The sequence below is a fragment of the Rhodococcus sp. NPDC059969 genome (assembly GCF_042738325.1).
In the GTDB taxonomy this organism is placed as follows: domain Bacteria; phylum Actinomycetota; class Actinomycetes; order Mycobacteriales; family Mycobacteriaceae; genus Rhodococcus_F.
Genome location: NZ_JBHWUF010000001.1, coordinates 1,627,390 through 1,649,675, shown reverse-complemented (window position 1 = coordinate 1,649,675; position 22,286 = coordinate 1,627,390). Strand labels below are relative to the sequence as shown.

The 22,286-nt window shown below is 62.1% G+C and carries 24 protein-coding genes; 10 read left to right on the top strand and 14 right to left on the bottom strand.

From position 1 onward, the window contains the following. Positions 1–5 precede the first annotated feature (5 nt). The 5 genes from ACFWAD_RS07725 to ACFWAD_RS07705 form a co-directional block, all read right to left on the bottom strand. Positions 6–656, bottom strand: a complete 651-nt coding sequence (locus tag ACFWAD_RS07725; protein WP_378542938.1) for an NUDIX domain-containing protein — start codon at positions 654–656, stop codon at positions 6–8. Continuing rightward, positions 653–1,936 carry an adenylosuccinate synthetase gene (locus ACFWAD_RS07720; protein WP_378542583.1) on the bottom strand — a complete coding sequence of 428 codons (1,284 nt, stop codon included), beginning with the start codon at positions 1,934–1,936 and terminating at the stop codon, positions 653–655. Before ACFWAD_RS07720 ends, ACFWAD_RS07725 begins: the two co-directional genes overlap by 4 nt. Before the next feature lie 13 nt (positions 1,937–1,949). Further along, entirely contained in the window at positions 1,950–2,936 is a 987-nt protein-coding gene (locus ACFWAD_RS07715) for a hypothetical protein (protein ID WP_378542581.1), read from the bottom strand. A 5-nt stretch (positions 2,937–2,941) separates the two neighbouring features. Continuing rightward, on the bottom strand, positions 2,942–3,973 hold the full coding sequence (locus ACFWAD_RS07710; RefSeq protein ID WP_378542579.1) for a hypothetical protein: 1,032 nt from the start codon (positions 3,971–3,973) through the stop codon (positions 2,942–2,944). Positions 3,974–4,057: 84 nt separating this feature from the next. Further along, positions 4,058–4,957, bottom strand: coding sequence for a LysR family transcriptional regulator (locus ACFWAD_RS07705; protein WP_378531569.1), 900 nt, complete (start codon positions 4,955–4,957; stop codon positions 4,058–4,060). A 188-nt stretch (positions 4,958–5,145) separates the two neighbouring features. Here ACFWAD_RS07705 and ACFWAD_RS07700 point away from each other — a divergent pair, with 188 nt between their 5' ends. Both ACFWAD_RS07700 and ACFWAD_RS07695 read left to right on the top strand, forming a co-directional pair. Beyond that, positions 5,146–5,790: a hypothetical protein gene (locus ACFWAD_RS07700; RefSeq protein ID WP_378542577.1), complete on the top strand. Its 645-nt coding sequence runs from the start codon at positions 5,146–5,148 to the stop codon at positions 5,788–5,790. Continuing rightward, positions 5,787–6,563: an SDR family NAD(P)-dependent oxidoreductase gene (locus ACFWAD_RS07695; protein WP_378542575.1), complete on the top strand. Its 777-nt coding sequence runs from the start codon at positions 5,787–5,789 to the stop codon at positions 6,561–6,563. The genes ACFWAD_RS07700 and ACFWAD_RS07695 overlap by 4 nt, the downstream gene beginning before the upstream one ends. Positions 6,564–6,578: 15 nt before the next feature. On the opposite strand, the gene ACFWAD_RS07690 is transcribed toward ACFWAD_RS07695, so the two are convergent. Beyond that, a complete protein-coding gene (locus ACFWAD_RS07690; RefSeq protein ID WP_378531563.1) occupies positions 6,579–7,340 on the bottom strand; it encodes an SDR family NAD(P)-dependent oxidoreductase in 762 nt (253 codons plus the stop codon). 199 nt (positions 7,341–7,539) lie between these two features. Here ACFWAD_RS07690 and ACFWAD_RS07685 point away from each other — a divergent pair, with 199 nt between their 5' ends. Further along, the gene (locus tag ACFWAD_RS07685; protein ID WP_378542573.1) at positions 7,540–8,316 is read left to right on the top strand and encodes an SDR family oxidoreductase; all 777 of its coding nucleotides are present in this window, start codon (positions 7,540–7,542) and stop codon (positions 8,314–8,316) included. 111 nt (positions 8,317–8,427) lie between these two features. Here the strand turns inward: ACFWAD_RS07685 and ACFWAD_RS07680 are convergent, their stop codons facing one another. Genes ACFWAD_RS07680 through ACFWAD_RS07655 form a run of 6 tightly spaced genes read right to left on the bottom strand, consistent with a single transcriptional unit; the run spans position 8,428 to position 14,092 of the window. Further along, positions 8,428–9,249, bottom strand: a complete 822-nt coding sequence (locus ACFWAD_RS07680) for a MaoC/PaaZ C-terminal domain-containing protein (protein ID WP_378542571.1) — start codon at positions 9,247–9,249, stop codon at positions 8,428–8,430. 14 nt (positions 9,250–9,263) lie between these two features. After that, on the bottom strand, positions 9,264–10,442 hold the full coding sequence (locus tag ACFWAD_RS07675) for a lipid-transfer protein (RefSeq protein WP_378542569.1): 1,179 nt from the start codon (positions 10,440–10,442) through the stop codon (positions 9,264–9,266). Further along, positions 10,442–10,870: a MaoC family dehydratase gene (locus ACFWAD_RS07670; RefSeq protein WP_378531555.1), complete on the bottom strand. Its 429-nt coding sequence runs from the start codon at positions 10,868–10,870 to the stop codon at positions 10,442–10,444. Before ACFWAD_RS07670 ends, ACFWAD_RS07675 begins: the two co-directional genes overlap by 1 nt. Further along, complete coding sequence (locus ACFWAD_RS07665) at positions 10,867–11,982, bottom strand: acyl-CoA dehydrogenase family protein (protein ID WP_378542567.1); 1,116 nt, start codon at positions 11,980–11,982, stop codon at positions 10,867–10,869. Before ACFWAD_RS07665 ends, ACFWAD_RS07670 begins: the two co-directional genes overlap by 4 nt. Further along, positions 11,982–12,929, bottom strand: coding sequence for a MaoC family dehydratase N-terminal domain-containing protein (locus ACFWAD_RS07660; protein ID WP_378542565.1), 948 nt, complete (start codon positions 12,927–12,929; stop codon positions 11,982–11,984). The genes ACFWAD_RS07665 and ACFWAD_RS07660 overlap by 1 nt, the downstream gene beginning before the upstream one ends. After that, complete coding sequence (locus ACFWAD_RS07655) at positions 12,926–14,092, bottom strand: acyl-CoA dehydrogenase family protein (protein WP_378542936.1); 1,167 nt, start codon at positions 14,090–14,092, stop codon at positions 12,926–12,928. Before ACFWAD_RS07655 ends, ACFWAD_RS07660 begins: the two co-directional genes overlap by 4 nt. A gap of 130 nt (positions 14,093–14,222) precedes the next feature. Here ACFWAD_RS07655 and ACFWAD_RS07650 point away from each other — a divergent pair, with 130 nt between their 5' ends. The 4 genes from ACFWAD_RS07650 to ACFWAD_RS07635 all read left to right on the top strand — a co-directional run bounded on the left by ACFWAD_RS07650 (position 14,223) and on the right by ACFWAD_RS07635 (position 17,332). Further along, entirely contained in the window at positions 14,223–14,678 is a 456-nt protein-coding gene (locus tag ACFWAD_RS07650; RefSeq protein WP_378542563.1) for a nuclear transport factor 2 family protein, read from the top strand. Positions 14,679–14,795: 117 nt separating this feature from the next. Continuing rightward, positions 14,796–15,653 (top strand): MetQ/NlpA family ABC transporter substrate-binding protein, encoded by an 858-nt coding sequence (locus tag ACFWAD_RS07645; RefSeq protein WP_378446774.1) that lies wholly within the window; start codon positions 14,796–14,798, stop codon positions 15,651–15,653. A 12-nt stretch (positions 15,654–15,665) separates the two neighbouring features. After that, complete coding sequence (locus ACFWAD_RS07640; protein WP_378446775.1) at positions 15,666–16,667, top strand: methionine ABC transporter ATP-binding protein; 1,002 nt, start codon at positions 15,666–15,668, stop codon at positions 16,665–16,667. Further along, on the top strand, positions 16,664–17,332 hold the full coding sequence (locus ACFWAD_RS07635) for a methionine ABC transporter permease (protein WP_378542561.1): 669 nt from the start codon (positions 16,664–16,666) through the stop codon (positions 17,330–17,332). Before ACFWAD_RS07640 ends, ACFWAD_RS07635 begins: the two co-directional genes overlap by 4 nt. A 4-nt stretch (positions 17,333–17,336) precedes the next feature. Here ACFWAD_RS07635 and ACFWAD_RS07630 read toward each other — a convergent pair whose 3' ends face one another. After that, a complete protein-coding gene (locus tag ACFWAD_RS07630; RefSeq protein WP_378542559.1) occupies positions 17,337–18,557 on the bottom strand; it encodes a fatty acid desaturase family protein in 1,221 nt (406 codons plus the stop codon). A gap of 135 nt (positions 18,558–18,692) precedes the next feature. Between ACFWAD_RS07630 and ACFWAD_RS07625 the strand changes: the two genes are divergently transcribed. Continuing rightward, positions 18,693–19,898: an enhanced intracellular survival protein Eis gene (locus ACFWAD_RS07625; protein ID WP_378542557.1), complete on the top strand. Its 1,206-nt coding sequence runs from the start codon at positions 18,693–18,695 to the stop codon at positions 19,896–19,898. A 65-nt stretch (positions 19,899–19,963) separates the two neighbouring features. Beyond that, the gene (locus ACFWAD_RS07620; RefSeq protein WP_378531535.1) at positions 19,964–20,527 is read left to right on the top strand and encodes a GtrA family protein; all 564 of its coding nucleotides are present in this window, start codon (positions 19,964–19,966) and stop codon (positions 20,525–20,527) included. 36 nt (positions 20,528–20,563) lie between these two features. Here ACFWAD_RS07620 and ACFWAD_RS07615 read toward each other — a convergent pair whose 3' ends face one another. Next, positions 20,564–20,803 (bottom strand): LuxR C-terminal-related transcriptional regulator, encoded by a 240-nt coding sequence (locus tag ACFWAD_RS07615; RefSeq protein WP_378446777.1) that lies wholly within the window; start codon positions 20,801–20,803, stop codon positions 20,564–20,566. Positions 20,804–21,017: 214 nt separating this feature from the next. Here ACFWAD_RS07615 and ACFWAD_RS07610 point away from each other — a divergent pair, with 214 nt between their 5' ends. Then, entirely contained in the window at positions 21,018–22,280 is a 1,263-nt protein-coding gene (locus ACFWAD_RS07610) for a TetR/AcrR family transcriptional regulator (RefSeq protein WP_378531533.1), read from the top strand. Positions 22,281–22,286 lie beyond the last annotated feature (6 nt).

Below are 22,286 nucleotides of genomic sequence, written 5' to 3'. Positions count from 1 at the left end.
GTAGGTCAGCTGTTTTCGGTCCACGCCCAGACCACCGCGGGTCGCCCGGTGGCACTGACCCGGACTCGTTCGTCCGTACGTTCCAGCCCTGGCAACGCTTTGAGCGTCCGGTTCAAGTTGCCCGGGTCCGGACGCTCACCGGAAAGTTCCTCCGCCACGGCCAGCGCGTACGACGCCGGGAACGACGGTCCCAGCAGCGCACGCGTGAAAGCCTGATCTCGCCACAACAGGGTGTCCGCAAGGATCGGGCGGGTATCGGCGACTATCCGATTGTGGTCGAACGCAAGGACACCCGGGTTGTCCCAGCTCACCCACTCGGCTGAATTCGGCACCTCGTCAGACGAGATCACTGCCCACATGGTCACCGAGAGCGTCGGCCCGCGTGGGTCGCGATTGGGCTCGTCGAACACGGTCAATTGACCGCTGACGAGGATCTTCTCGTCCGGAATTCCGAGCTTGGTGGTCACCGCCCGCCTGGCGGCGTCCTGCAACCGCTCACCGGCGCCCAGCAGCACACCGGGCAGCGCTAGCTGCCCGGTGTACGGCTCCGCTTGCCGCGGCGTGACGGCAAATCGCAACATCCCAGGCTCCGGATTGCCGAACCGGAGCGCAATGACATCGATCGAGACAAGTGACTGGTCCACACCGTCCATCATGCAGGCACTGGGCATCGCACCTGGCGATCGGCCCGGTCGGCACCGTCCGCGGTCAGAACCACCGGCGCCCCCATTTCCTCGCTCAGATACCAGGCGAAATCGTCCGGGTCGGCCGGAAGTTCCTTCGGCACAACCCCTACGGCTTTCAAGAAATCTGTCAGCGCCTGTTGGTGATCGAGATCCTTCCACTCCCCGACGGGAACGGATGACAGTCCTTCGTACGCCTGCACTCCGTGGATCGGGGTGCCGGCGGCCCGCGCACGATCCATCGCATCGAGATGAGTCAGTGCCAATCCGTCGACACCGCCGCTCGCCTCGATTGCGTAGCGCAACAACAACTCGTCGAGGTGACCCATCCGGAATCCACCTTGATACTCACCGGCCCCGTTGTGCAGCTCTGGCAACACCATCGCCAGATCCGGATCCTCGGTCGGGAACGGTCCAGCTCCGTGTCGTGTCATGTATGTGCGGGTGACACCGAGTACGTAACTGTCCCGACCCAACTCGTCGATCATCGCTCGCGCATTAGACGGCTCGACTGTCGACCACGTGGTGTGTGGGTGAAACCCCCGCCACTCGTCGAGAAGGACGCCTTGCGCTCCCTCGAATACCAGACGACCACCGGCACTCAACCCGCCCAGTGCGCCCGGGCCGGCAATGTCTACGACAGCTCCGAATTCCCTGTACATGTCGACCATGTCGTCGATCGGTGGAAACCCGTGGCGGCTCTCCGCGATCAACGGTCCGTAGTGGGCTGCCAACGCCGACAACTTGAAACGCAAGGAATCCGGCCGCAAGCAGTCCCCCACCGTCGGCGCACTGTGGCCCAGCGCATACGCCGCAGTCTCACCGATCCCCTTGCCACACGAGCCGTGCCGGTGGCCGCCGCGAGCATCCTCGCGGGCTCTGTTGGCTGCGACATGAATCGGCGTCGTCAACAATGCGCGCGCGTCGATACGTATGAGGTCGAACGGGCTTCGAACTCCGATCGACTCCAGGACGCGCGCCTCCCGGGCGAGCGCGATGGGCTCGACCAACACGAATCTCGAGAGAAACGTCGGGACACCGGACAACGTACCCGAGCCGAACTGCGAAAACGTGTGGTGCCGCTCGCCGACGATCACGTTGTGCGCTGCCTGCGCTCCGCCGTTGAACCGAACCACGGCGGCCACACCGAGATCGGCTTGCTCGGAGCACAGCCAGTCGACTGTTGCTCCCTTCCCCGCGTCGCCGAATCCGAGATCCACGACGACGACGTCACGACCTTCGAAAGCGTTCACAGACTTCCTCCTTCTAGACGAAATCGACGTCGTCCGTGCCGGTTCCGAGGTCACGGGGCAACCCGGCCACCGTTGCAGTGGTACGTCGTGGAATCAGAGCCAGGGCCTTTCCGACGGTCTCCGCTTCAGCCGTGGAACCGATGTCGCGGAGATCCGTCAGTCCGTCGCGCAAATCGATGCGATCTTCGCCGATTCCGACCGTCAGCGCGATCAATTCGCACACTGCGGCGGGGTCGTCGAGTTTGACGAAGCGTTCACCGAGCAACTTCTTCCAGTGATCCGCGATTTCCGGATCGTTGAAGTACGACGACTGATCTGGCAGAACGAAGTAGACGTTCCATCTTTCTTCGAGTTCACGGTAGATCGACGGCACCGATACGTCCTGGCGAACCTTGTCACCGATCACCGAACGGATGTGACGAGCCGAGAGCCGCGGCTTGTTCAACTCGTCGCCGATGATGAAGAGGTAGCCTTTCCGTCCCCGCTTCTCCCAGGCATCCGTACTGGTGTGGCGCGCCATGAAATATGCTGCCAATTCATAGCTTTCCGACTTCTGACCACCACCGTTGCCCTCGAGGAAGATGGTTCGAAGCTGCTCGTCCATCGCGTTTCCCGACTCGAACTGCCCGACTTGCAGTGGCACCCGGTCGGAATCCGCGTCGCCGATACCGCCGAACAGAATCTGCGGATCGTCGGCATATCCTTTGCGTTGCAGCAGTCCGTGCAGCTTCCCGAGCTTGTCCTGCATGATGCGAGGGACCGCACCCATCGAACCGGTGACATCGAAAAGCACTGCTATCGGCAGCGAATCGGGGTGCCCGTCCGAATCTCGGCACTCACGCTTGTCGACGCCGAAGGGGTCGAGCGTCGGGTCCGCTCTCCAACTGCTCCGCGGACGCGACCGGAGCGAATCGGTGTAGCCGAAGTCGTCGACACCGCGTGCGGCGCGAAAAGTCTTGCCCGCCAAATAGGTGTTGTCGTCCCAGTGTCCGTAGCCCATGACAATCACTGTCCTTTCGTGGAGGGAACGGCGAACGGACGAAATGTCCGCTGGCCATAGAGAAGATCGAGGAGTTCGTCGAACTCACCCAGTAGATCGATCGCACTGGGACGCAGCCTGGGGTTGTCCTGCAGGCAGCCGCTTGCAAACGCCTTCATCCGTTCGTGGGTCTGCTCGCCCAGCATTCGGAGCATCAAGCGATGAGCCATGTAGATGTCCCAAGCCGACGAAGCTGCTTCGCCGAGTTCCGGTGGGTAGGAATCACGATCGGAACCGATCGTCGCCACCGGGCGGTTGCCCGTGCGGGTGGCAAAGGACCACCCGACCAGCACAACCCCATGCCGATCAGGCTCGATCAGCACGTTGTCCGCAGTGATCGCGGTGTGCGCCCAACCAGTAGCGTGCGCTGCCGCTAGAGCCCGAAGTAGCCGTCGGTGCATCCAGGCCCAGTCCCGTGGATCGAGGCCACCTGGATATGCGGCGCGAACGTCGGCGAGACTCACAAAACCTTCAGTCAGATCGTCGAGCACGTCGATCTGACGTCTCGTGCCGGCATCCACATGGGTGATTCGATCGATCAACCGCGGGAAGTACGGGGCTGCCCAACCGACGTCGGACGAATTCTCGATGTCCGTCAACACATTCCGTTCGGCCTCGATCATCGAGTTCGACCGAGGGTTTCGCGGAATCTTGAGTACGACACCGGCATCGGACCGGTACAGGTTGGCGACCGACCCGCGCGCTACCAGTCCACCCAACGCGTACTCTCCCCGCTCTCCGATATAAGCGGGCCGAGAATCCGCCGGCTCGGACTCCTCCGTCCAACTCCGGTAAAGCTCGTTCAATCGGGACGCCGCGGCCGAGTACCGCACCCGATCTTCGGGCTTCACCCGGTCCGGATGAATGGCGGAGGCAAGCCGATGAAAACGACGCTGTGCAGCACGGCGGGAGTCGAGATCACTGGAGACTCCTCCGAACACATCGGCCGAAACTCGTGCTGCCTCGACGATTTCAAGTGCCGTGCTGATCGTTTTCATAGTTTTAGTCTAACCGACTAAAACGAAGACGGCAAGAATGCGCATTTCATCCGAGTACATGCGCATCACATCAGGACACGGCAATCACCTGTCGGCACCGAGGGCTGAAACAGCTTTGCGTAGCTCGATCACTGCCGGACTGCTGTCGCCCTCGCGGGTACACAGATCGATCGAACATTGCTCGATGTCGGAGATTCGCACGAAACTGATATCCGAGCGGGTGTAGTACTCGGCGATCGTTGCTGCCGTTATCACCACCGCTCGACCGTTGGCGACAACCTCGAGCGCTTCGTCCATCGTGCGGACAGAGGGGCCGTACCGGACGGGCACACCACTGGGGCGTGGGTCCACCGACCACCATTTCACCCATTCGGGTGGTGCGCCGTCACTTGAAACCTGCACTGTCCCATCTATTTCAGAAATCTCGATGCTCGTACGGCCCGCCAGCCGGTGCCCCCGGGGCAGGGCCACAACCCGCGGCTCGACGCCGATCCGTTCGAGCACCACACCGTCGAGCACCGGCAGCGGTGGACGCACGAATGCCGCGTCGACGGTCGCGCTCGCTACCGCCGAAACCTGTTGGGACCAATCCAATTGGACCAGTTCCACCTCCGCGTGCAACGAATCGATCACCGCACGCCCCAAACTTCCAGCAGCCCCATTGATGAATCCGATCCTCAATCTCCGGGCCCGCCGACGCTCGAGCGCATCGAGTCCGTTCATCGCGCGAATGGCGAAATCGAGAGCGGGTCGCGCATCCGCGACAAACACCTCGCCCGCGGCGGTGAGCACCACCGGGTGCGAACTGCGATCAACCAACTCGACACCCACCTGTTCCTCGAGTCGGCGAATCTGCTGACTGAGGGCGGGCGCGGTGACGAACAGCCGATCTGCTGCTCGCCCGAAGTGCCCTTCCGTCACGACGACGAGCAATGAGGACACCAAGCGCAGATTCAGATCTTCGCCTCTTCTCGTCTTCTTCATTACCGTCCATTCGGTTGTTTTCGGCGGTCGCTAACCGACAAAGTGATGACCATCACGGTATCTGAACAGCAGAGTTAAGCAAACCGGCAATTGTCGAACGAAGTTCTACATGTACAGCGAATGCCTCGCCAGGTCACAGTTGGCGCAGATCCGGACAGCCCGCCGAATCTGCGAAACCAGGAGATGTGATGAGCAAGTACGAGCACGAATTCGTCCACATGATGGATGGCGTCGAAAAGCAATTGGAAACCATCGACAATCCGCGGCACCAGAAGATCCTCCGAAACTACCGGCGCCACGCGTTGCTCGAGGTCTCCGGTCGCTACAAGGAAATCCTCTCGCCCGACATGACCGTCGAAGAACCCGTCTACCGGTTGTTCGAAGACGGGCAGTCGATTGTTCTGGACGGTATGGACGCCGTCACCAACTTCTACCAGTCACTCGCCGAGACGGACACCCTTGTCATGTGGACCGGACAGTCCGACTTCGCGGTCTCCGACAGCGGGTTCTCGGGTGAGACCCTCTTCAGTCAATTCGTCCCAGGATCGATTCTGGGAGACGGGGTGTTCGGCGCGGTGCACGAATCGGGTGGATCCACGCCCACCGCCCCCGGCCCCGAACAACCCTCGGATATCGACCCCGACGGTTGGTATCTCGTGCGTCGGACCTTGGCATTCGTCTGGCCGTACGACGAGCAGGGGCGACTCATCGGTGAGCATGTCTACGAAGATTCTGCTTCGAAAGTCGTGACCAAGGTGGACCCGAGCGAGGTCATCACGGCGGCGCGCGCAGCCGAACTGCTTGCCCCACTGCTCGAAACGCACCTGCCGTGAGCGCGCCCGTAGCCATTGTCACCGGCGCAGCTGCCGGGTTGGGCGCCGCTATTGCCGAGCGCCTTGCGGAGGACTTCGGCACCCTGCTTCTCCTCGACATCGAAGAGGCTGCACTCGCCGACACCGCAGCACGCCTGGAAAGCCTTGGCGTAGCAGTCCACACGGCACGATGCGATGTTCGGCGTGAAGGTGACGTCAAGAACGCGTTCGACGTGGCTGCGTCGATCGGAAGTCCGACTGCGCTCGTCAACGGTGCCGGCATCGGCGTCTTCACGCCGTTCCTCGAGATCACCGAAGACCAGTGGGACAACACCTTTGCAGTGAACACCAAGGGCAGCTTCCTGATGTGCCGCGAATTCGTGAGTAGAACCGAGGGTCCGGCAGCGATCGTCAACATCGCGTCGATCGGTGCCCGCTTGGGCGGTGACATGCTCGCGCACTACGGACCGTCGAAGGCCGCCGTGATCGAGATGAGTCACAGCGTCGCCAGGATCGGCGCGACTCGAGGACTCCGTTCGAACACCGTCATGCCCGGACTGATCCTCACCGACATGTGGCTTCGAACCATCAAGGAACTGCGCCGACGCGATCCCTCGCTCGCAGATGTTTCCGATGCTGACGTCTTCGATTCTTTTGTCGCCCAGATGGTTCCGATGGGTCGAGCCCAGACGCCCGGAGACATCGCCGAAATGGTCGCGTTCTTGCTCAGCGACAAGGCTCGCAACGTCACCGGGCAGACGATTGCCGTCGACGGCGGCGCCGTGATGACCTGACCGAGTCGATGGCGGTCAGCCCCAGCGCGACTGACCGCCGTCGAGCGGGATCGTTGCGCCCGTAAGGTACCCGGCGTCTTCGCTGACGAGGAAGACGACGGCACGACCGATGTCGGTCTCGGGATCTCCGACGCGACCCAGCGGGATACCCGCGACAAAAGCCGCCGCTTCTTCCGGATTCTTGTCCATCCACCACTGCAACGCGGGGGTCTTGGCGTGCGGGGCGACGTTGAGAACTCGAATGTTGTCCTTGCCCCATTCGCAGGCTGCGGCGCGGGTCAACGAGCGCATTCCTTCTTTGATGGACCCGTAGGCGCCGTAGTTGCTGGCGTCCCAGCGCACGGCCGCCGAGGTGACCATGTTGATGATGACGCCGCCCCCTCGACTGTTCATGTGCGGGTACGACGCCTGCATCATGCGCAGGGTGGCGAGTGGGCCCGTCGCGAAGGAACGCTCGAAGTCTTCGTCGAGCACGCTCAAGAGCGGGCCGGGCTTACAGTCGTTGGCGTTGTTGACCAGGATGTCGATTCCGCCGAACAGTTCGACGGTACGGTCCACGGCGGCGGTGATGTCGTCCCTCTTGCTGACGTCGCAGACCACTGCCTCTCCGCGTGCACCGATGTCAGCCAGCAGTCCGCAGGTGGTGTGCAACTTGGATTCGGTACGGCCGGCAACGGCGATCACGGCGCCCTCTTTGGCCAAGGCCAGGGCGATCCCCTGCCCGATTCCCTGACCCGCACCCGTGATGAGTGCGACTTTGCCTTCGAGCTTGCCCATGTGACTACTCCAATGTCCGTCGACGTGCGGGGCCCTTTTGCGAGAGCGACCGGTCGATTCTGGTGACTGCCGGTGTTTGTCGTCTACACTCGACCTACAAAACAACCAAGCACTTGCTTGACCCTAAGGTGTGCGACTGTGTCGCGTCAATCACATTGGGCGGCAATTCAGCTCGGCACTGCACCAGGAAGGCTCCACCGTGACACTGCCCAACCCCGTCGATTTCAGCGGACGCTCGGTGATCGTCACCGGCGGCACCAAAGGCATCGGCTTCGTCATCGCCGAAACCTTCCTCGCCGCGGGTTCGAACGTGCTGGTCTGTGGCCGCAACGAACCCGAAACTCTGCCCACGGCCGACGGTCGTAGCGCAGCCTTTCGCGCCACGGACGTCCGTGACCCCGCCGACGCCGCAGCCCTCGTCCAGGACGCCGTCGAGCGCTTCGGCCGTCTGGACGTCCTCGTCAACAACGCCGGCGGCTCCCCCGACGCCGATGCTGCGACGGTGTCGCCCCGCTTCGTCGAGAAGATCGTGGCACTGAACTTGTTGGCGCCCTTCAACGTTGCCCAGGCTGCCAACGCAGTGATGCAGACGCAGGACGACGGCGGTGCCATCATCAACATCGGCAGCGTCTCGGCAATCGATCCGCAGCCCGGAACCGCGGCGTACAGCGCAGCCAAGGCGGGCCTCCTCGTCCTGACCAAGGCGTTGGCCCTCGAATGGGCGCCCAAGGTCCGGATCAACCACATCACCACGGGCCTGATCCGCACGGAGGCAGCCGCCGAGGTCTACGGTGCCGACGGCGGCGCTGCTGTCACCAGGACCATTCCGATGGAGCGTATGGCCGTGCCGACCGATATCGCCAACTCCTGCCTGTTCCTGGCGAGCCCACTCTCCTCGTACGTGAACGGTGCCGACATCGCCGTCCACGGCGGCGGCGAATACCCGGCTCGCTACATGGCGACCCATCAGGACTGAATCACTCACAAAGCAGCCCCTGAGCGAATGCGCTCAGGGGCTGATTTCTTCGTGCGAACAACTGCGGGGTGCGACGAGAGGTCAAGCACCCCGCAGTTGAGTATGGAGGGACTAGTGAGTGGAGAAGCTCACTCGTGCACCGGAAATCGCCACCTGATCACCCTTGTTGACCTGAAACGCCAGGTCGTCGGGAGTTCCCCACGCAACGATGGACGGCGCTTCACCCGGATGGATTGCCGCAGCGAATCGGCCGTCGAGGCTGACGAGGTCTGCCGGATGCACTCCGGCGACCCGAGCGAGTTCGAGCGTGCTGGCGGCCAACGTGCACAGTCCGTGCATGATCGGACGCGGCTGGTTGATCCGCGCCGCAGCCTCGGGATCGATGTGGATGTGGTGTTTGTCGCCCAGCAGGCGGTACATCGCTGTCTGATTCTCCGCGGTGGTCAGCACACCGGTGAGCGAAGGCTCGCCCGTCGGCTCCGCCGGACGTGAGGGTCCACGTTCTCCGCCGAATCCACCGGCACCGGGAGCAAAAAGTGACCAGGTCGCGACGAAGTATTCGCACTCCACCCTGACCTCGAACACCGCAGCCGCACCCTTGTCCCACACCTCGCCGACCGAAGCCTTCAAGGTCACGTCACCGCTACGCGGCAGCGGGGCAAGCACTTTCAGCTCTTGCGAGCCGTGGAGCGCCGTCTTGGTGTCGAAGGCTCCCGCTGACCCCAGCGCGTCAGGGGCCCACTGCGCCAGCGTCAGAGCAAAGGTCGGCAGTACCCGAAGCTGATCCTCGAAGACGAGGTCCAGCTCGGTTGCCTTGGCGCCCAAGGCAAGTGCGTACAGGATCGCGTCGCGCTCGGTGTACGAGACGGTGCGGGCCCCGAGATCGGCTCCGCGCCAATCGCCGGCGGTCTTCGCAGCTTCCGAAGTTGTCACTGTCATTTCCTCTCTCAAACAGCGCCGAGAACGAGACCGCTGGTGGGTACTGCCGTTCCGGCTGTGACCAACACGTTTTCGACGCCCTCGGGCTGATTGGTCGACGTGCCTCGGACCAATCGCACACCTTCGGCAATTCCGTTGACGCCGTGCAGGTATGCCTCGCCGATCTGACCCCCGTGAGTGTTGGACGGCAGGCGTCCACCGATCTCGAGGTTGCCTTCGCGGATGAAGTCCTTGGCCTCGCCTGGCTTGCAGAAGCCCAGTTCTTCGAGCTGGGGAAGCACCAACGGGGTGAAGTGGTCGTACAGGATCGCTGCGTTGATGTCATCAGGGGTCAGGCCGCTCTGGCCGTACAGCTGACGAGCAACTAGGCCCATCTCCGGAATACCGGAGATGTCAGGACGGTAGTAGCTGGTCATCATGTGCTGATCCTTGCTACTGCCCTGAGCGGCGCCCTTGATGACGACGGGCTTGTTGGCCAGATCCTTTGCGCGCTCGGCAGAGACGATGACCAGCGCCTGGCCGCCGTCGGTTTCCTGGCAGCAGTCGAGCAGGTGCAGCGGCTCGGCGATCCACCGCGAGTTCTGATGGTCCTCGAGTGTGATCGGACGCTCGTAGAACCAAGCAGCCGGGTTGTTGGCGGCGTGCTTGCGCGCCACCACTGCAACTCGTCCGAAGTCCTCACTCGTCGCACCGTACTGGTGCATGTATCGACGGGCGAACATCGCGACCCACTGAGCGGGAGTCGACAATCCCTGAGGAGTCATCCACGCATATGCAGCGCGGTCGGCCGTGCTGTCCATCGGTCGATCGTGCTGGCCAAGGCCGTAGCGCACACCGGAGCGCTCGTTGAAGGCGCGGTAGCAGACCACTACGTCGGCAACACCCGTCGCAACTGCCATAGCGGCCTGTTGCACCGTGGCACACGCAGCGCCGCCACCGTAGTGAATGCGCGAGAAGAACTTCAGCTCACCGAGGCCACAGTTGCGAGCCACGATGGCTTCGCCGTTGGTCTCCGACGTATAGGTGGACAGTCCGTCTACCTCGGACGGATCGATACCGGCGTCAGCGAGCGCGGCCACGATGGCCTCACACGCCAACTGCAGTTCAGTGCGGCCGGAGTTCTTGGAGAACTCGGTGGATCCGATGCCGACGATGGCGGCGGCTCCCGAGAGTGGGCTGATCGCCATCAGGGCCTCTCCTCTTCCTTGAAAGCGACTGCGACGGTGCCGGATGCATGGTTGCCGAGGCTGTTTGCACCCTGCACCTTGACCACGACCACTCCGTCTTCCTTGGACACGACCTCACCGGTCATCGTCATGGTGTCACCCGGGTAGTTGGGCGCGCCGAGACGAATGGCGATGCGGCGCAGAGTCGATGCAGATCCGGCCCAGTCCGTGACGTAACGGCCAACGAGACCGTTGCTCGTGAGGATGTTCATGAAGACATCCTTGGAGCCGCGCTCCTGGGCCAGGCTCGGGTCGTGGTGCACGTCCTGGAAATCGCGGGTGGCAATTGCGGTGGCGACGATCAACGTACGCGTCAGCGGGATTGCCAACTCGGGCAATGCCTCTCCGACCATGATGTCCGCGTAGCTGCGACCGGTGAGAACGGTCATGCGAGCACCTCCACACCGGATGCGAGCTGCGCACCCAGTCGCGCGAGGTCGGAGCTGGAACCCCCGAGGGTGGCGGCAATCTGCTTACCCCACAGCAGGTGACGGTGAACCGGGTAGTCGGTGTCGACGCCCATGCCGCCGTGGACGTGCGTGGTGCGATGCACGACGCGCTGTCCGCCGTCGGTGGCCCACCACTTGGCGACCAGTACCGAGGTGCCGAGATCCAGTCCCTCGGAGATGCGCCAGGCAGCCTGCCACAGTGTTACGCGCATCGCTTCGAGATCGATGTAGCAGTCAGCGAGTTGATGATTGACGGCCTGGAAGGTCGCCAGCGGACGGCCGAACTGCTTGCGGCCGTTCAGGTACGTGACGGCCTGTGCCACAGCGCCCGATCCGACGCCCCATTGAATTGCGGCCAATGCCAGCTCGACTCGGTCGATCAGCCACGGAACCGTGGTTCCGTCGGCCGCGCCGATGAGTTGCGCCGGCGTTCCGGCCAAGGTGACGTTGGCACAGATCTCCCAGTTGGTGGACTGCGTCTGTTCGAGCGTCACTCCTTCGGCACTGAGGTCCACCAGCAGCAATGCCGTACCGGTGGACGTGGTTGCCGAGACGAGGGCGAGGTTCGCGATGTGAGCCATCGGCACTACTGCCTTCTCACCAGTCACGGTCCAATTGCCCTCGGCATCTTGCTCAGCCGTGGTCAGTGGGTCGCCGCCCGTATACGGACCGAACTCTTCGAGACCGACGGTCAGGAATCGACTGCCATCGGCAACTCCCGGAAGGAGTTCGGCGCGAAGGGAATCTGAGCCGAATTCGTTGACAGCCAGTGCCGCAAGGGTCGTCTCCCAGATCGGCACGGCCGCAACGTGACGTCCCTGCTGTTCGAGCAGCGCGTACAGCTCCGACAATCCGAGCCCGCCGCCGCCGAACTCCTCCGGCAGTGCGATTCCGAGCAGCCCGGTGCTCGCGAGTTCACGCCACAGTTCACGGTCGACGCGCTCAGTGGAGAGTTCGATCTCCTTGGTGCGTTCGATCGTCGCCTTGCTTGTGAAGACCTCGTCGGCCAGTGCGCGAATTGCTTCCTGCTCTTCGCTGAAATTGAAGTCCATCAGTGCTCCTCGCGTACGGCCGGCCGGAACGCGGGAAGCGTCAGATCCGGGTCGGCGTCGATCCAGTCAAGTTCCACGGGCATGTCGACCACGACATCTTCGGGCGCGATGCCCACCATGTTGGCGATCAATCGGGTTCCCTCTTCGAGTTCGACGACCGCAACGATCAGTGGGTAGTCGAACGCGTCGATCTTGGGGTGGTGATTGACCACGAAGCTGTACACCGTGCCCCGGCCCGACGCGTCGATCGTGTCCCACTCGAGTGACTGGCACTCCCCGCACATCGGGCCGGTGGGATGACGCAACGTCTTGCAGGACGTGCAGCGCTGGATCACCAGACGGTGCTCCTTGGCGGCTTCGAACCAGAAAGCGTTGTCCGCGTTGAGAGCCGGACGCGGACGCAGCGCACGAGGAGCCTCGGGCGCAGCAGATTCCTGAGGCTTGAACCGCAGCGTCCGCCACCGCTGGGTGCCGACAACCTGGTCGTCACCGTTGCGGTAGGTCTTGAGCGTCGTCACGAAGTGTCCGACGCCAAGACCGGTCTTCTTCTCCGGCGAAATCGACTCGATGACCTCGGTGTAGTTCACGCGATCGCCTGGGCGCAGTTCGGCGAAGAACTCCTGATCGGAATCGGTGGCCACGACGGAGGTGTAACCGGCTGCGTCGAGGGTGGCGATCAGATCGGTCCACACCGGCGAGGGGTCGTTGCCCGCCATCTTGTCGGTGAACGTCCGCATGATCCAGACCTGGAGCATCTGAGCGGGAGCGACGACGCCGTCGCGTCCGGTGGCGCGGGCGGCGTCGTCGTCGAGGTAAACGGGGTTGGTATCGCCCATGGTCTCGGCCCAATGCCGGATCATGGGGATGTTGACCTCGTCGGGCCCCCAGGTAGTGGGAACCAGAGTCTGGCCGACAAAAGCGTCGAGTTGCGCCGAAATATCGCTCACTTGACCCTCTTTTCGCGAACCAAGCCGAGCCCGATGGTGCCGACCATGTCACGCAGAACCTCGTTGACGCCGCCGCCGAAGGTGTTCACGACACCCTGACGCGAGATCTGCTCGATCTGACCGGCCAGCAAAGCGCCCGACGACTCGGGGCGGATGCGTCCGGCGGAGCCGAGAATTCCGAGCAGGGTGCGATAGACGTCGACATGAGTCTCGGTGCCGTACGTCTTGGTGGCACCGGCGTCGGCTCCGGAAAGCGTGTCCTGTGCGACGGCGGCCGTCATCTTCCAGTTCAGCAGTCGCATGGCCTCGAGCTTGGCGTGAGTGCGCGCAAAATCCTGCTGGACCCAGGGGATGTTGATGGCGCCGTTTTCCTTGGCCCAGTCCAGGACCAGGTTCCACAGACCGTAGGTACGGCCACCGATGGCCGCCAGGCCGATTCGCTCGTGGTTGAGCTGCGCGGTGATAAGCTGCCAGCCTCCGTTGACCTCACCGACAACGTCCTTCGACGGGACGCGAATTCCGGAGTAGTACGTGGACGTCACCATCAAGCCGCCGACAGTGTTGATCGGTGACCACTCGAAGCCTGCGTCCGCGGTGGGGACGATCAGGATCGAGATGCCCTTGTGCTTGGGGGCATCCGAGTCGGTGCGGCAGGCCAGCCACACGTAGTCGGCAGTATTGGCGCCACTGGTGAAGATCTTGTTGCCGTCGACGATCCACTCGTCACCGTCGAGAACCGCACGAGTTTTGAGTGACGCGAGGTCGGTGCCGGCCTCGGGCTCCGTGTATCCGATGGCGAAGACTATGTCGCCGGCCAGAATGCCGGGCAGGAAACGTTCCTTCTGCTCTTCGGTGCCGTACTTCATCAACGTCGGGCCGACGGTGTTGACGGTCACGAAGGGGAACGGCAGTCCCGCGCGCTGAACCTCGTCGAAGAACACGAACTGCTCCTCGATGGAGCGTCCCTGTCCACCGAATTCCTTCGGCCAGCCGATGCCGAGCCAGCCGTCCTTGCCCAGCAACTTCACGATCTCGCGGAAGTACTCGCCGCCCACACCTTGCTCGCCGGCCGCGCGACGCTTCTCTTCCGGCAGCAGCGCCGCGAAGTACGCGCGCAACTCCTTGCGGAGCTCCTGCTGCTCGGGCGATTCCCTCAGATCCATCGCTGTTTCTCCTATGGCATTCATGGCTGGCAACTCCTGGCCTGGACGCTAACCAGATGCCCAGGTGGGCGCTGTGAATGTCTCGATGAGCGGGAAGCCGAAACATGAGCGGCGTCACATAGGGTGAGATATGCGCATGGACTCCTCGGATCGCGTCGCTCTCACCGACTTGGCCGCCAGGTATGCACAGGCCGTCGACCGCCGAAACACCACCGCACTTGCCGCTCTCTTCACCGACGATGCGGCATTCGTCTTGCCGCCGGCACTGAACGGAACCGATGCGCCGACGGAGATACGTGGAAACTCCGTCGTCAGCAGTTCCGTGGTCGATGCCGTCTCACATCTGCACTCGACGCGGCACATCGTCGAGCAGCAGATCCTCGACCTCGACAGCCCCACCACCGCACACGGTGAGGCCTACTGCTCCGCTCACCACATCTATCCGAGGGGCGACGGCCACCGGGACAACCGGATCGAGATCCGTTACCAGGACAGCTTCGAAAAGGTCGACGGCACCTGGCTGTTCTCGCGTCGCGAATTGGTAGTCGATTTCGCCGAGGACGTTCCGGTCATCCTGCTCGGATAATAGGTACATGAAAAAATCGCGGTGATTCTGTATCTCCTCACGGGAGGTTTACCGGGCTAGCGTTCAGCAACTGTCACGCCATCTCGGCGTGCGTTCGGCTATGTCTTGGAGATTCACATGTCACGCTCGCGCACCAGAAGATTCCTCGCTGCCTTCGCAGTGGCCGCCGTCGCAGTCGGAACCGTCGCAGCGTGCTCGAGCGACAGCTCCTCCGACGCCAACGCGCCCCTTCGTGTCGTCGCTTCTTCGGTTCCGCATGCCGAGATCCTGAAGTTCGTCGAAGAAAAGGGCCTGCTCGGCGACACCAAGATCGAGGTCAGCGAGATCACCGGCGACCTCGACGCCAACGAGGTGCTCGAAGCCGGCGACACCGATGCCAACTTCTTCCAGCACGTGCCGTATCAGGAATCGTGGTCGAAGGAGAAGGGTGTCGACGACCTGGTCGCAGTGGCGAAAGTCCACGTCGAGCCGCTCGGTGCATACTCCAAGAAGGTCACCAACGTGGCCGACCTACGCCAAGGCGCAACGGTGGCGCTGTCGAACAACGTCACGAACTTCGCCCGTGGGCTGTACCTGCTGCAGCAGGCCGGATTGATCAAGCTGGATCAGCAGTTGGGCGCGCCCGGCACGGACATCACGCAGATCAGCGAGAAGAACATCATCGACAACCCCAAGGGACTCACGTTCACCCAGGTCGATCCCCCGCAGCTTCCGCGCACGCTCGACGACGGAAATGTCGATCTCGCAATCATCAACGGCAACTACGCAATCGAAGGTGGTCTCAACCCGGCCAAGGACGCCCTGGTGCTCGAGAAGGCCGAGGGCAACCCGTACGCCAATGTCCTGACCGTACGCACCTCGCTCGAAAACGATGCGCGAGTACAGAAGTTGGCCGAGGCATTGACGTCCGCCGACGTCGCGACGTTCATCGAGCAGACCTACCAGGGCTCGGTCATTCCGGCCAGCGCCACCTGATCGAGACCCGTCATGGTCTTCTCGATCGAATCGGTCTCCAAGGAATACCGCAGCGGCACAAAAGTTCTGCATGCACTCGATTCCGTGTCCCTGAAAATCGAAGACGGTGAAATCTTCGGCATCATCGGCAAGAGCGGCGCGGGCAAGTCGACTTTGCTGCGTTGCCTCAACCTGCTCGAACGCCCGACCAGCGGCCGGATTCTGTTGGGCGACACTGATCTGACTGCGCTGAGCCCAGCGCAACTGCGCGACACACGCAAGCGGATCGGTGTCGTGTTCCAGCATTTCAACTTGCTTCACTCCCGCTCGGTCGCCGCCAACATCGCCTTTCCTCTCGAAGTGGCGGGATACTCGCGGGCAGATCGCCGTGCCCGCGTCGACGAGCTGATCGAGTTGGTCGGCCTGGAAGACCGACGTGACGCCTTCCCTTCGCAACTGTCCGGCGGACAGAAACAACGGGTCGGGATCGCGAGGGCCTTGGCGGCTTCTCCCGATGTCCTCCTGTGCGACGAAGCCACTAGCGCCCTCGACTCGGACACAACCGATTCGATCCTCGATCTACTCGCCGATCTCAATCGACGACTCGGTGTCACCATTGTTCTGATCACCCACGAGCTCAACGTGGTTCGACGGATCTGCCACCGCGCCGCTTTGATCGATCAGGGCCGCATCGTCGACGAGGGAACTCTCACCGAACTGGTCGCGGACCCGGGATCGCCACTCGGCGAGGCACTACTGCCGACCGGAACGGTGCGAACTACCCCGACCGGAATTCCCGCACTCCTCACCTTTGTCGATTCACTGTCCACCTCGCCCGTGATTTCCCAACTTTCGCGAGATCTCGACGTCGACGTCACGGTGATCTCCGGAGGTATCGAGAACATCGGCACTCATCAGGTCGGTCGCCTTCGCGTGGAGTTCGCCTCGCACACCGGACTCACCAGCAACGAAGAGACAAGAAAGTCTGTCGAAGAACATCTTTCGCAGCGCGGAGTGAAGGTGACGTTCTCATGAACAAGACGTCCTGGCAGGATTCCCTGGGCGAAGCATGGGAAGCCCTACTCGACACGCTCTACATGGTCGGCGTCTCGTTCGTGCTCACCATCATCATCGGTATTGCGCTCGGAGTTCTGTTGCACGCGAGCGCTCCCGACGGAATCCGTCCCAACCGCGTCCTCAATTCGGTTCTGGGCACCGTGGTGAACATCGGCCGTTCGCTGCCGTTCGTCATCTTGTTGGTCCTCCTCATCCCGGCAACGAGGGCGATCGTCGGAACAGCGCTCGGCGCCACGGCAGCGATCGTGCCGTTGACCATCGGTTCGGTGCCCTTCTTCGCCCGCGTCGTCGAGAACGCCTTGCGTGAGGTCGATTCCGGGCGCGTCGAGGCAGCACGGTCCATGGGCGCCACCGACAAGGACATCATCACCAAAGTGCTACTACCCGAATCAGTTCCAGGACTTGTAGCCGGAGCAACCCTGACTGCGGTGATGCTGATCGGTTTCTCAGCCATGGCAGGTGCCATCGGCGCCGGTGGACTCGGCGACTTCGCAATCAAGTACGGCTACCAACGATTCAACACACCGGTGCTGTTCGTCGCAGTCGTGATCTTGATCGTGCTGGTGCAGGCAATCCAGTCGACCGGTGATCTCGTGGTTCGTTCAATGGCGCACAAGCGCTGACTGATCAGCTCGAGACCATTGCGATCGCTGTTCGCAAGCCACGCCGCTTACCGGTCTGCGGATCGACGCCGAACACTTCCTTGATTCCGCCTCGGATACGGAACTTCAACTCCGAGTGCGTCTCCGGAGCGTCGTCCTGGGATGCCGAGAGAAACCTGTTGGGCAGCGACAACTTCCAGATGGTGCGCAGAGTCAATCCGTACTGCTTCCACAGCGGCCCGGTCGTGTACGGGAGGTCGTACTTGTCACACAGGTCGCGCAACGGCACCGCAATTTCCGAGTACCGGTTGCTCGGCAGATCCGGGAAGCAGTGATGCTCGATCTGATAGCAGAGGTTGCCGCTCATGAAGGCCATGACCGGGCCGGCGTGAAAGTTGGCGGAGCCCAGCATCTGCCGTAGGTACCACTGAGCGCGCGATTCGTTCTCGAATTCCTCGAGCGTGAACTTCTCGGCACCGTCGGGGAAGTGCCCGCAGAAGATGACGGCGTAACTCCAGTAATTTCGGATGAGGTTCGCAACGACGTTCGCCGTCAACGTGGTCTTCCACGCCCGGCCGGTAAGAGCGGGGAACAGGATGTAATCCTTTGTCACCTGCCGCGCGATCTTCTTTCCGACGTCCTTGGCCATGTCCGATTTCTCGGACCACTTCACCTCACCCTTGCGGAGTTTGTCCGTTTCCAGGTGATGCAGTGCCACGCCCCACTCGAACAGTGTCGCGAGCACAAAATTCGTGATCGGTTGAAAGAGATAGTCGGCGTGCCACTTCTGATCACGAGTGACGCGCATGATTCCGTAACCCACATCGTTGTCCAGACCGACGATGTTGGTGAACTTGTGATGAGTGAAGTTATGCGAGTGCTTCCATCCCGAGGACGGGCAGGTGTTGTCCCACTCCCAGTTGCTCGAGTGAATCTCGGGATCGTTCATCCAGTCCCACTGGCCGTGGATGATGTTGTGGCCGAGTTCCATGTTCTCGATGATCTTGCCGACCCCCAGGAGCGCAGTCCCCAGAATCCAGGCGGGCTTCTTCTTGCTGGCGAACAAGACGATGCGGCCGGCCACCATCAGAGAGCGTTGAAACGCGATTGTCCGCTGGATGTATCGAGCATCGTGCGCGCCGCGCTTCTCCTCGATATCGACCCGAATGGCGTCCAGTTCACGCCCGAGCGCCTCGACGTCTTCCTCGGTGAGGTGGGCATATTCTTTGATGTCGGTGATCGCCACAGTGTTTTCTCCGTATCGGTTTTTCTCCGTGCCGCAGGACTGGTCCGTCGGGCGGTACCCCTGGGAGTCGGTGCAGAAACGTCGGCTCCGATATTCATGTGCGTCTTCGTGCAATCTATGCCAGAGTCGATATACGTGAGCCCCGAAAACAAGATCACCATCCGCACCGCTACCGAGAGTGACTGGCCGGCTCTCCAACTACTCGACTCGGTGGGGTTCGGTTTTCATCCGTCTCCCGCGGTCAGCGAGCTGACAAAGGCGCTCTACAAGCCCGAGGACATCATCCTTGCCGTCGACGGTGACGTACCTGTCGGCGTGGCCATCGAGATCGACATGGAATTCACCGTGCCCGGCGGACGCCAACTCCCCACGCGCGGGATCACCTGGGTATCCGTCGCCCCGACTCATCGTCGCCGCGGCGTCCTACGCTCGATGTTCACTGCACTTCACGCCCATATCGAGTCGACCGGTGCGCCGCTTGCAGCACTGACGGCCAGCGAGGCCGGCATCTACAACCGCTTCGGATACGGCCCGGCCACCGTCAGCGAGGGCATCACCCTCGATCGACGCTTCGCGCAGTTCCGCCCGGAGGTGCCCGACAACGGCGGTGTGTCGATTGTCGACGTCAAGGCTGCCACGACGCTTCTTCCCGAGATCTACGACCGCTGGCGACTGCAGACTCCCGGCGCGCAGGTCCGTCCGCAACCACTGTGGGATCACATGTTCGCCGACCCGTCCGAGGATCGTGACGGAGCCTCCGGACTGTTCTTTCTGACACACGCGGACGGATACATCGCTTACCGGCACACGAGCGAGGGCCGCGACAGCATCGCCCGGATCGACGAGTTCGTGACGATCACCGAAGATGCGCACGCGGCGCTGTGGCGCACGATCTGCGGGCTCGACCTCGTCACCCGGATCGAGACACGCCAGCATCCCGCCGATCCCCTACGGCTGATGCTGACGGACTACCGCCTCGCCAGGACAACCACGCGTTCCGATCGTCTGTGGCTTCGCATCATGGACGTGCCCGCGGCGCTCGAAGCTCGAGAATACGCTGCTGACCTGGACACCGTCATCAAGGTCGAAGATCCTTTCCTGAGCGCGGGCGGAACTTTTGCACTTCAGGTCAAGGGAGGCAAAGCCACGTGCACGGCCACCGACGCCGAGCCCGCGATCACGATGCCCGCCGACGTTCTGAGCAGCCTGTACCTGGGCGAGCACCAGGCCAAGGCCTTTGCTGCGGCGCACCGACTCCAGGCAACTGATTCGCAGGAAATCCGGAATCTCGACTTCGCGTTCAGCACATCGAAGCCGGCAATTCTCGGGTACGGATTCTGATGATCTGGCCGACACGTGCGTCGACGATTTGTGCCGTCGGCTGTATTCAGGGTTAGCCTCGAACAATGGCGTTTGTCGAAAAGATGGTCAATAGGCTTCCTGAGCGGGTTCTCGTGCGCGTCTTGCCGCACGCAGAAATGCTCAAGTTCCTGGTGGTCGGCGGCATCGCCTTCATCGTCACCACGGTGCTGTTCTTCGGCATCAAGTGGACGGTTCTGCCTCAGCACCCGGTGACGGCCAACATCCTCGCGGTCCTGATCGCAACGGTTCTGTCCTACGTCCTGAACCGCGAGTGGTCGTTCGCTCAGCGCGGTGGTAGACAGCGCCATCACGAGGCTGCCCTGTTCTTCATCGTCGCCGGTATCGGTTTGGCCATCAACCAGGTACCGCTCTGGACCTCCAGGTACGTGTTCCACCTGCGTCAACCCGAGGTATCGGTGTTGATGGAGAACTTCGCGGACTTCATCAGCGGATCGATCATCGGAACCCTGCTGGCGACGGCCTTCCGGTGGTGGGCCATGCGCCGGTACGTCTTCCCCGAAGATGCCACCGACAGCCAGGTCGTTCTCGACATCGAAGCGACTCCTGGCGCCAAGACACCGACAACGGACGCCACCCCCCTCGACTGACTTCCGGATCGACGCACCAGATAGCTGGCGTGTCGATCAGAGTTCGTCGATACGGATCAACCCGTCCTGAAGAGCCCGAGCAAGCAGCGCCATCTTCGTTGGCGCTGTCCGGCCCACTTCGTCGTACTTCCCGCGAATACGCGCAAGGTGCGTATTCACAGTTCCCTCCGCGATGTACAGCTCACGGGAGACTTCGGCTTTCGAGTCGCAGCGAATCCAGGTCAACAGCACCTGTACTTCACGCCTACTGAGGCTGGGTGAGTCGGCAGTCTTCATCGGTGGTGTCCCTAACTTTCCAGGCCTTGTTTCGCGCGGTCGAACTCCCATGGAAACGGAGCGGGGTCGCCGGGTCACTCCATTTGTTGACTGGGAGAACTCTCGAGCGAGAGTGAACACTCTCAGAACACCACTCGAGTGCGCCTTGACCTCGGTAGAGTCTCGTTTGCCCGTTATGTGCGGGAGAGACTGCCGATCGACCGAAGGACCGACGATGACTGATCACGACGCCTCCACTGTGCAATTCATCGATGCAGGCGTGACGTCGCTCGTCGAGGCTCCTCGAGACATTCTCGAACGCGGTCTGCGGAGCGAACAGGTCGTCAACCAAGCCGGCGCGTCGCAGGCAACATTCTTCCGCAAATTCCGAACAAAATCCGAATTCATCGAGGCCGTGATCGCCAGCCTCACCGAATCGACCTTGCACAGCGCCGACACGGTCAAGCAGACCGTGCGCGCACAGTTGATGGCAAACGACGACGCGCTTCGCCCGACGGTCACCACCCTGGTTACCGAGGCGTTCGACGCTCTCGTCAACGAAGCGTCGACGGCCAGAAGTCTTCTCTCACACATTTTTGCGGGCTCACACAGGCGAACCACCACCGCTCTGGGAAACGAATATCGTCGACGCGACGAACTCGTGTCCGCTGCCTACGAGGCACTGTTCGAGAAAACCGACGCAACACTTCGAAGGCCTTTCACCACCAAGACCTTCGCTGTCACCGTCAACGCTTTGATCGACGGCTTCCGCGTTCGTAGCCGCATAGATTCCCGCTCCGTCTCACCCGAGGTGATGTCCGACGCACTGCTCGCGATATTGGGCGCCGTCGTCGATACGTCTGGTCTCCATCAACACCTAGACGATGTTGTGGGACCGATCGACCAGCCCGCCGCGCCGCGGCCGCTACCGCGTGATCCGCGAGCAGCCTTTCTCGCCGCTGCCCGTAGCGAATTCGGCAAGCGCGGATACTTCATGACGCAGATCAACGACATCGCCGACACTGCGGCGGTTCCCCGCGCCGCCGTGAACAAACTGTTTCCCACCAAGCCCCATATTCTGGTGGCGGCCCTTCAGAATCGAGTGGACTCACTGCGAGAAACCGTTGCCGACGACATTCTGATCGGTCTTGGTGACGTCGCGATCATCGAGAACTTCCTACTCCGCTGCGCTCAACTAGCTTCTGACGAAACAGAGTTCATGGATGCACTGCTGGTTGCCGTTGCCCACGACACCTACGGCGAGCCCGAGAGCCTGCTGTCGCTCAAAGAGAAACTCAACATTCCCTCGATCATCGCTCCGGTTGTGCAGCGGGGCCAGGACAATGGAGTCTTGTCGACCATCAGCAGCCCGATGGACATCGCCGCAGGAATCACCAACACCCTCCTGTTGCGGTGCTTCACCCGCCGATCCGACAGCCCGGCCGACAACGCGGCCTTCGTCAGCGCGATGCTCCTGAACGGGCTGGCTCATCCTTGATCAGGT

What these genes read in the sequence shown, in the direction of transcription:
- ACFWAD_RS07610 (WP_378531533.1), top strand. Translation starts at nt 21,018, where the DNA reads ATGACTGATCACGACGCCTCCACTGTGCAATTCATCGATGCAGGCGTG.
- ACFWAD_RS07650 (WP_378542563.1), top strand. Translation starts at nt 14,223, where the DNA reads ATGCGCATGGACTCCTCGGATCGCGTCGCTCTCACCGACTTGGCCGCC.
- ACFWAD_RS07635 (WP_378542561.1), top strand. Translation starts at nt 16,664, where the DNA reads ATGAACAAGACGTCCTGGCAGGATTCCCTGGGCGAAGCATGGGAAGCC.
- ACFWAD_RS07615 (WP_378446777.1), bottom strand. Translation starts at nt 20,803, where the DNA reads ATGAAGACTGCCGACTCACCCAGCCTCAGTAGGCGTGAAGTACAGGTG.
- ACFWAD_RS07620 (WP_378531535.1), top strand. Translation starts at nt 19,964, where the DNA reads ATGGCGTTTGTCGAAAAGATGGTCAATAGGCTTCCTGAGCGGGTTCTC.
- ACFWAD_RS07705 (WP_378531569.1), bottom strand. Translation starts at nt 4,957, where the DNA reads ATGAAGAAGACGAGAAGAGGCGAAGATCTGAATCTGCGCTTGGTGTCC.
- ACFWAD_RS07675 (WP_378542569.1), bottom strand. Translation starts at nt 10,442, where the DNA reads ATGGCGATCAGCCCACTCTCGGGAGCCGCCGCCATCGTCGGCATCGGA.
- ACFWAD_RS07670 (WP_378531555.1), bottom strand. Translation starts at nt 10,870, where the DNA reads ATGACCGTTCTCACCGGTCGCAGCTACGCGGACATCATGGTCGGAGAG.
- ACFWAD_RS07700 (WP_378542577.1), top strand. Translation starts at nt 5,146, where the DNA reads ATGAGCAAGTACGAGCACGAATTCGTCCACATGATGGATGGCGTCGAA.
- ACFWAD_RS07690 (WP_378531563.1), bottom strand. Translation starts at nt 7,340, where the DNA reads ATGGGCAAGCTCGAAGGCAAAGTCGCACTCATCACGGGTGCGGGTCAG.
- ACFWAD_RS07715 (WP_378542581.1), bottom strand. Translation starts at nt 2,936, where the DNA reads ATGGGCTACGGACACTGGGACGACAACACCTATTTGGCGGGCAAGACT.
- ACFWAD_RS07710 (WP_378542579.1), bottom strand. Translation starts at nt 3,973, where the DNA reads ATGAAAACGATCAGCACGGCACTTGAAATCGTCGAGGCAGCACGAGTT.
- ACFWAD_RS07665 (WP_378542567.1), bottom strand. Translation starts at nt 11,982, where the DNA reads ATGGACTTCAATTTCAGCGAAGAGCAGGAAGCAATTCGCGCACTGGCC.
- ACFWAD_RS07725 (WP_378542938.1), bottom strand. Translation starts at nt 656, where the DNA reads ATGATGGACGGTGTGGACCAGTCACTTGTCTCGATCGATGTCATTGCG.
- ACFWAD_RS07645 (WP_378446774.1), top strand. Translation starts at nt 14,796, where the DNA reads ATGTCACGCTCGCGCACCAGAAGATTCCTCGCTGCCTTCGCAGTGGCC.
- ACFWAD_RS07640 (WP_378446775.1), top strand. Translation starts at nt 15,666, where the DNA reads ATGGTCTTCTCGATCGAATCGGTCTCCAAGGAATACCGCAGCGGCACA.
- ACFWAD_RS07655 (WP_378542936.1), bottom strand. Translation starts at nt 14,092, where the DNA reads ATGGATCTGAGGGAATCGCCCGAGCAGCAGGAGCTCCGCAAGGAGTTG.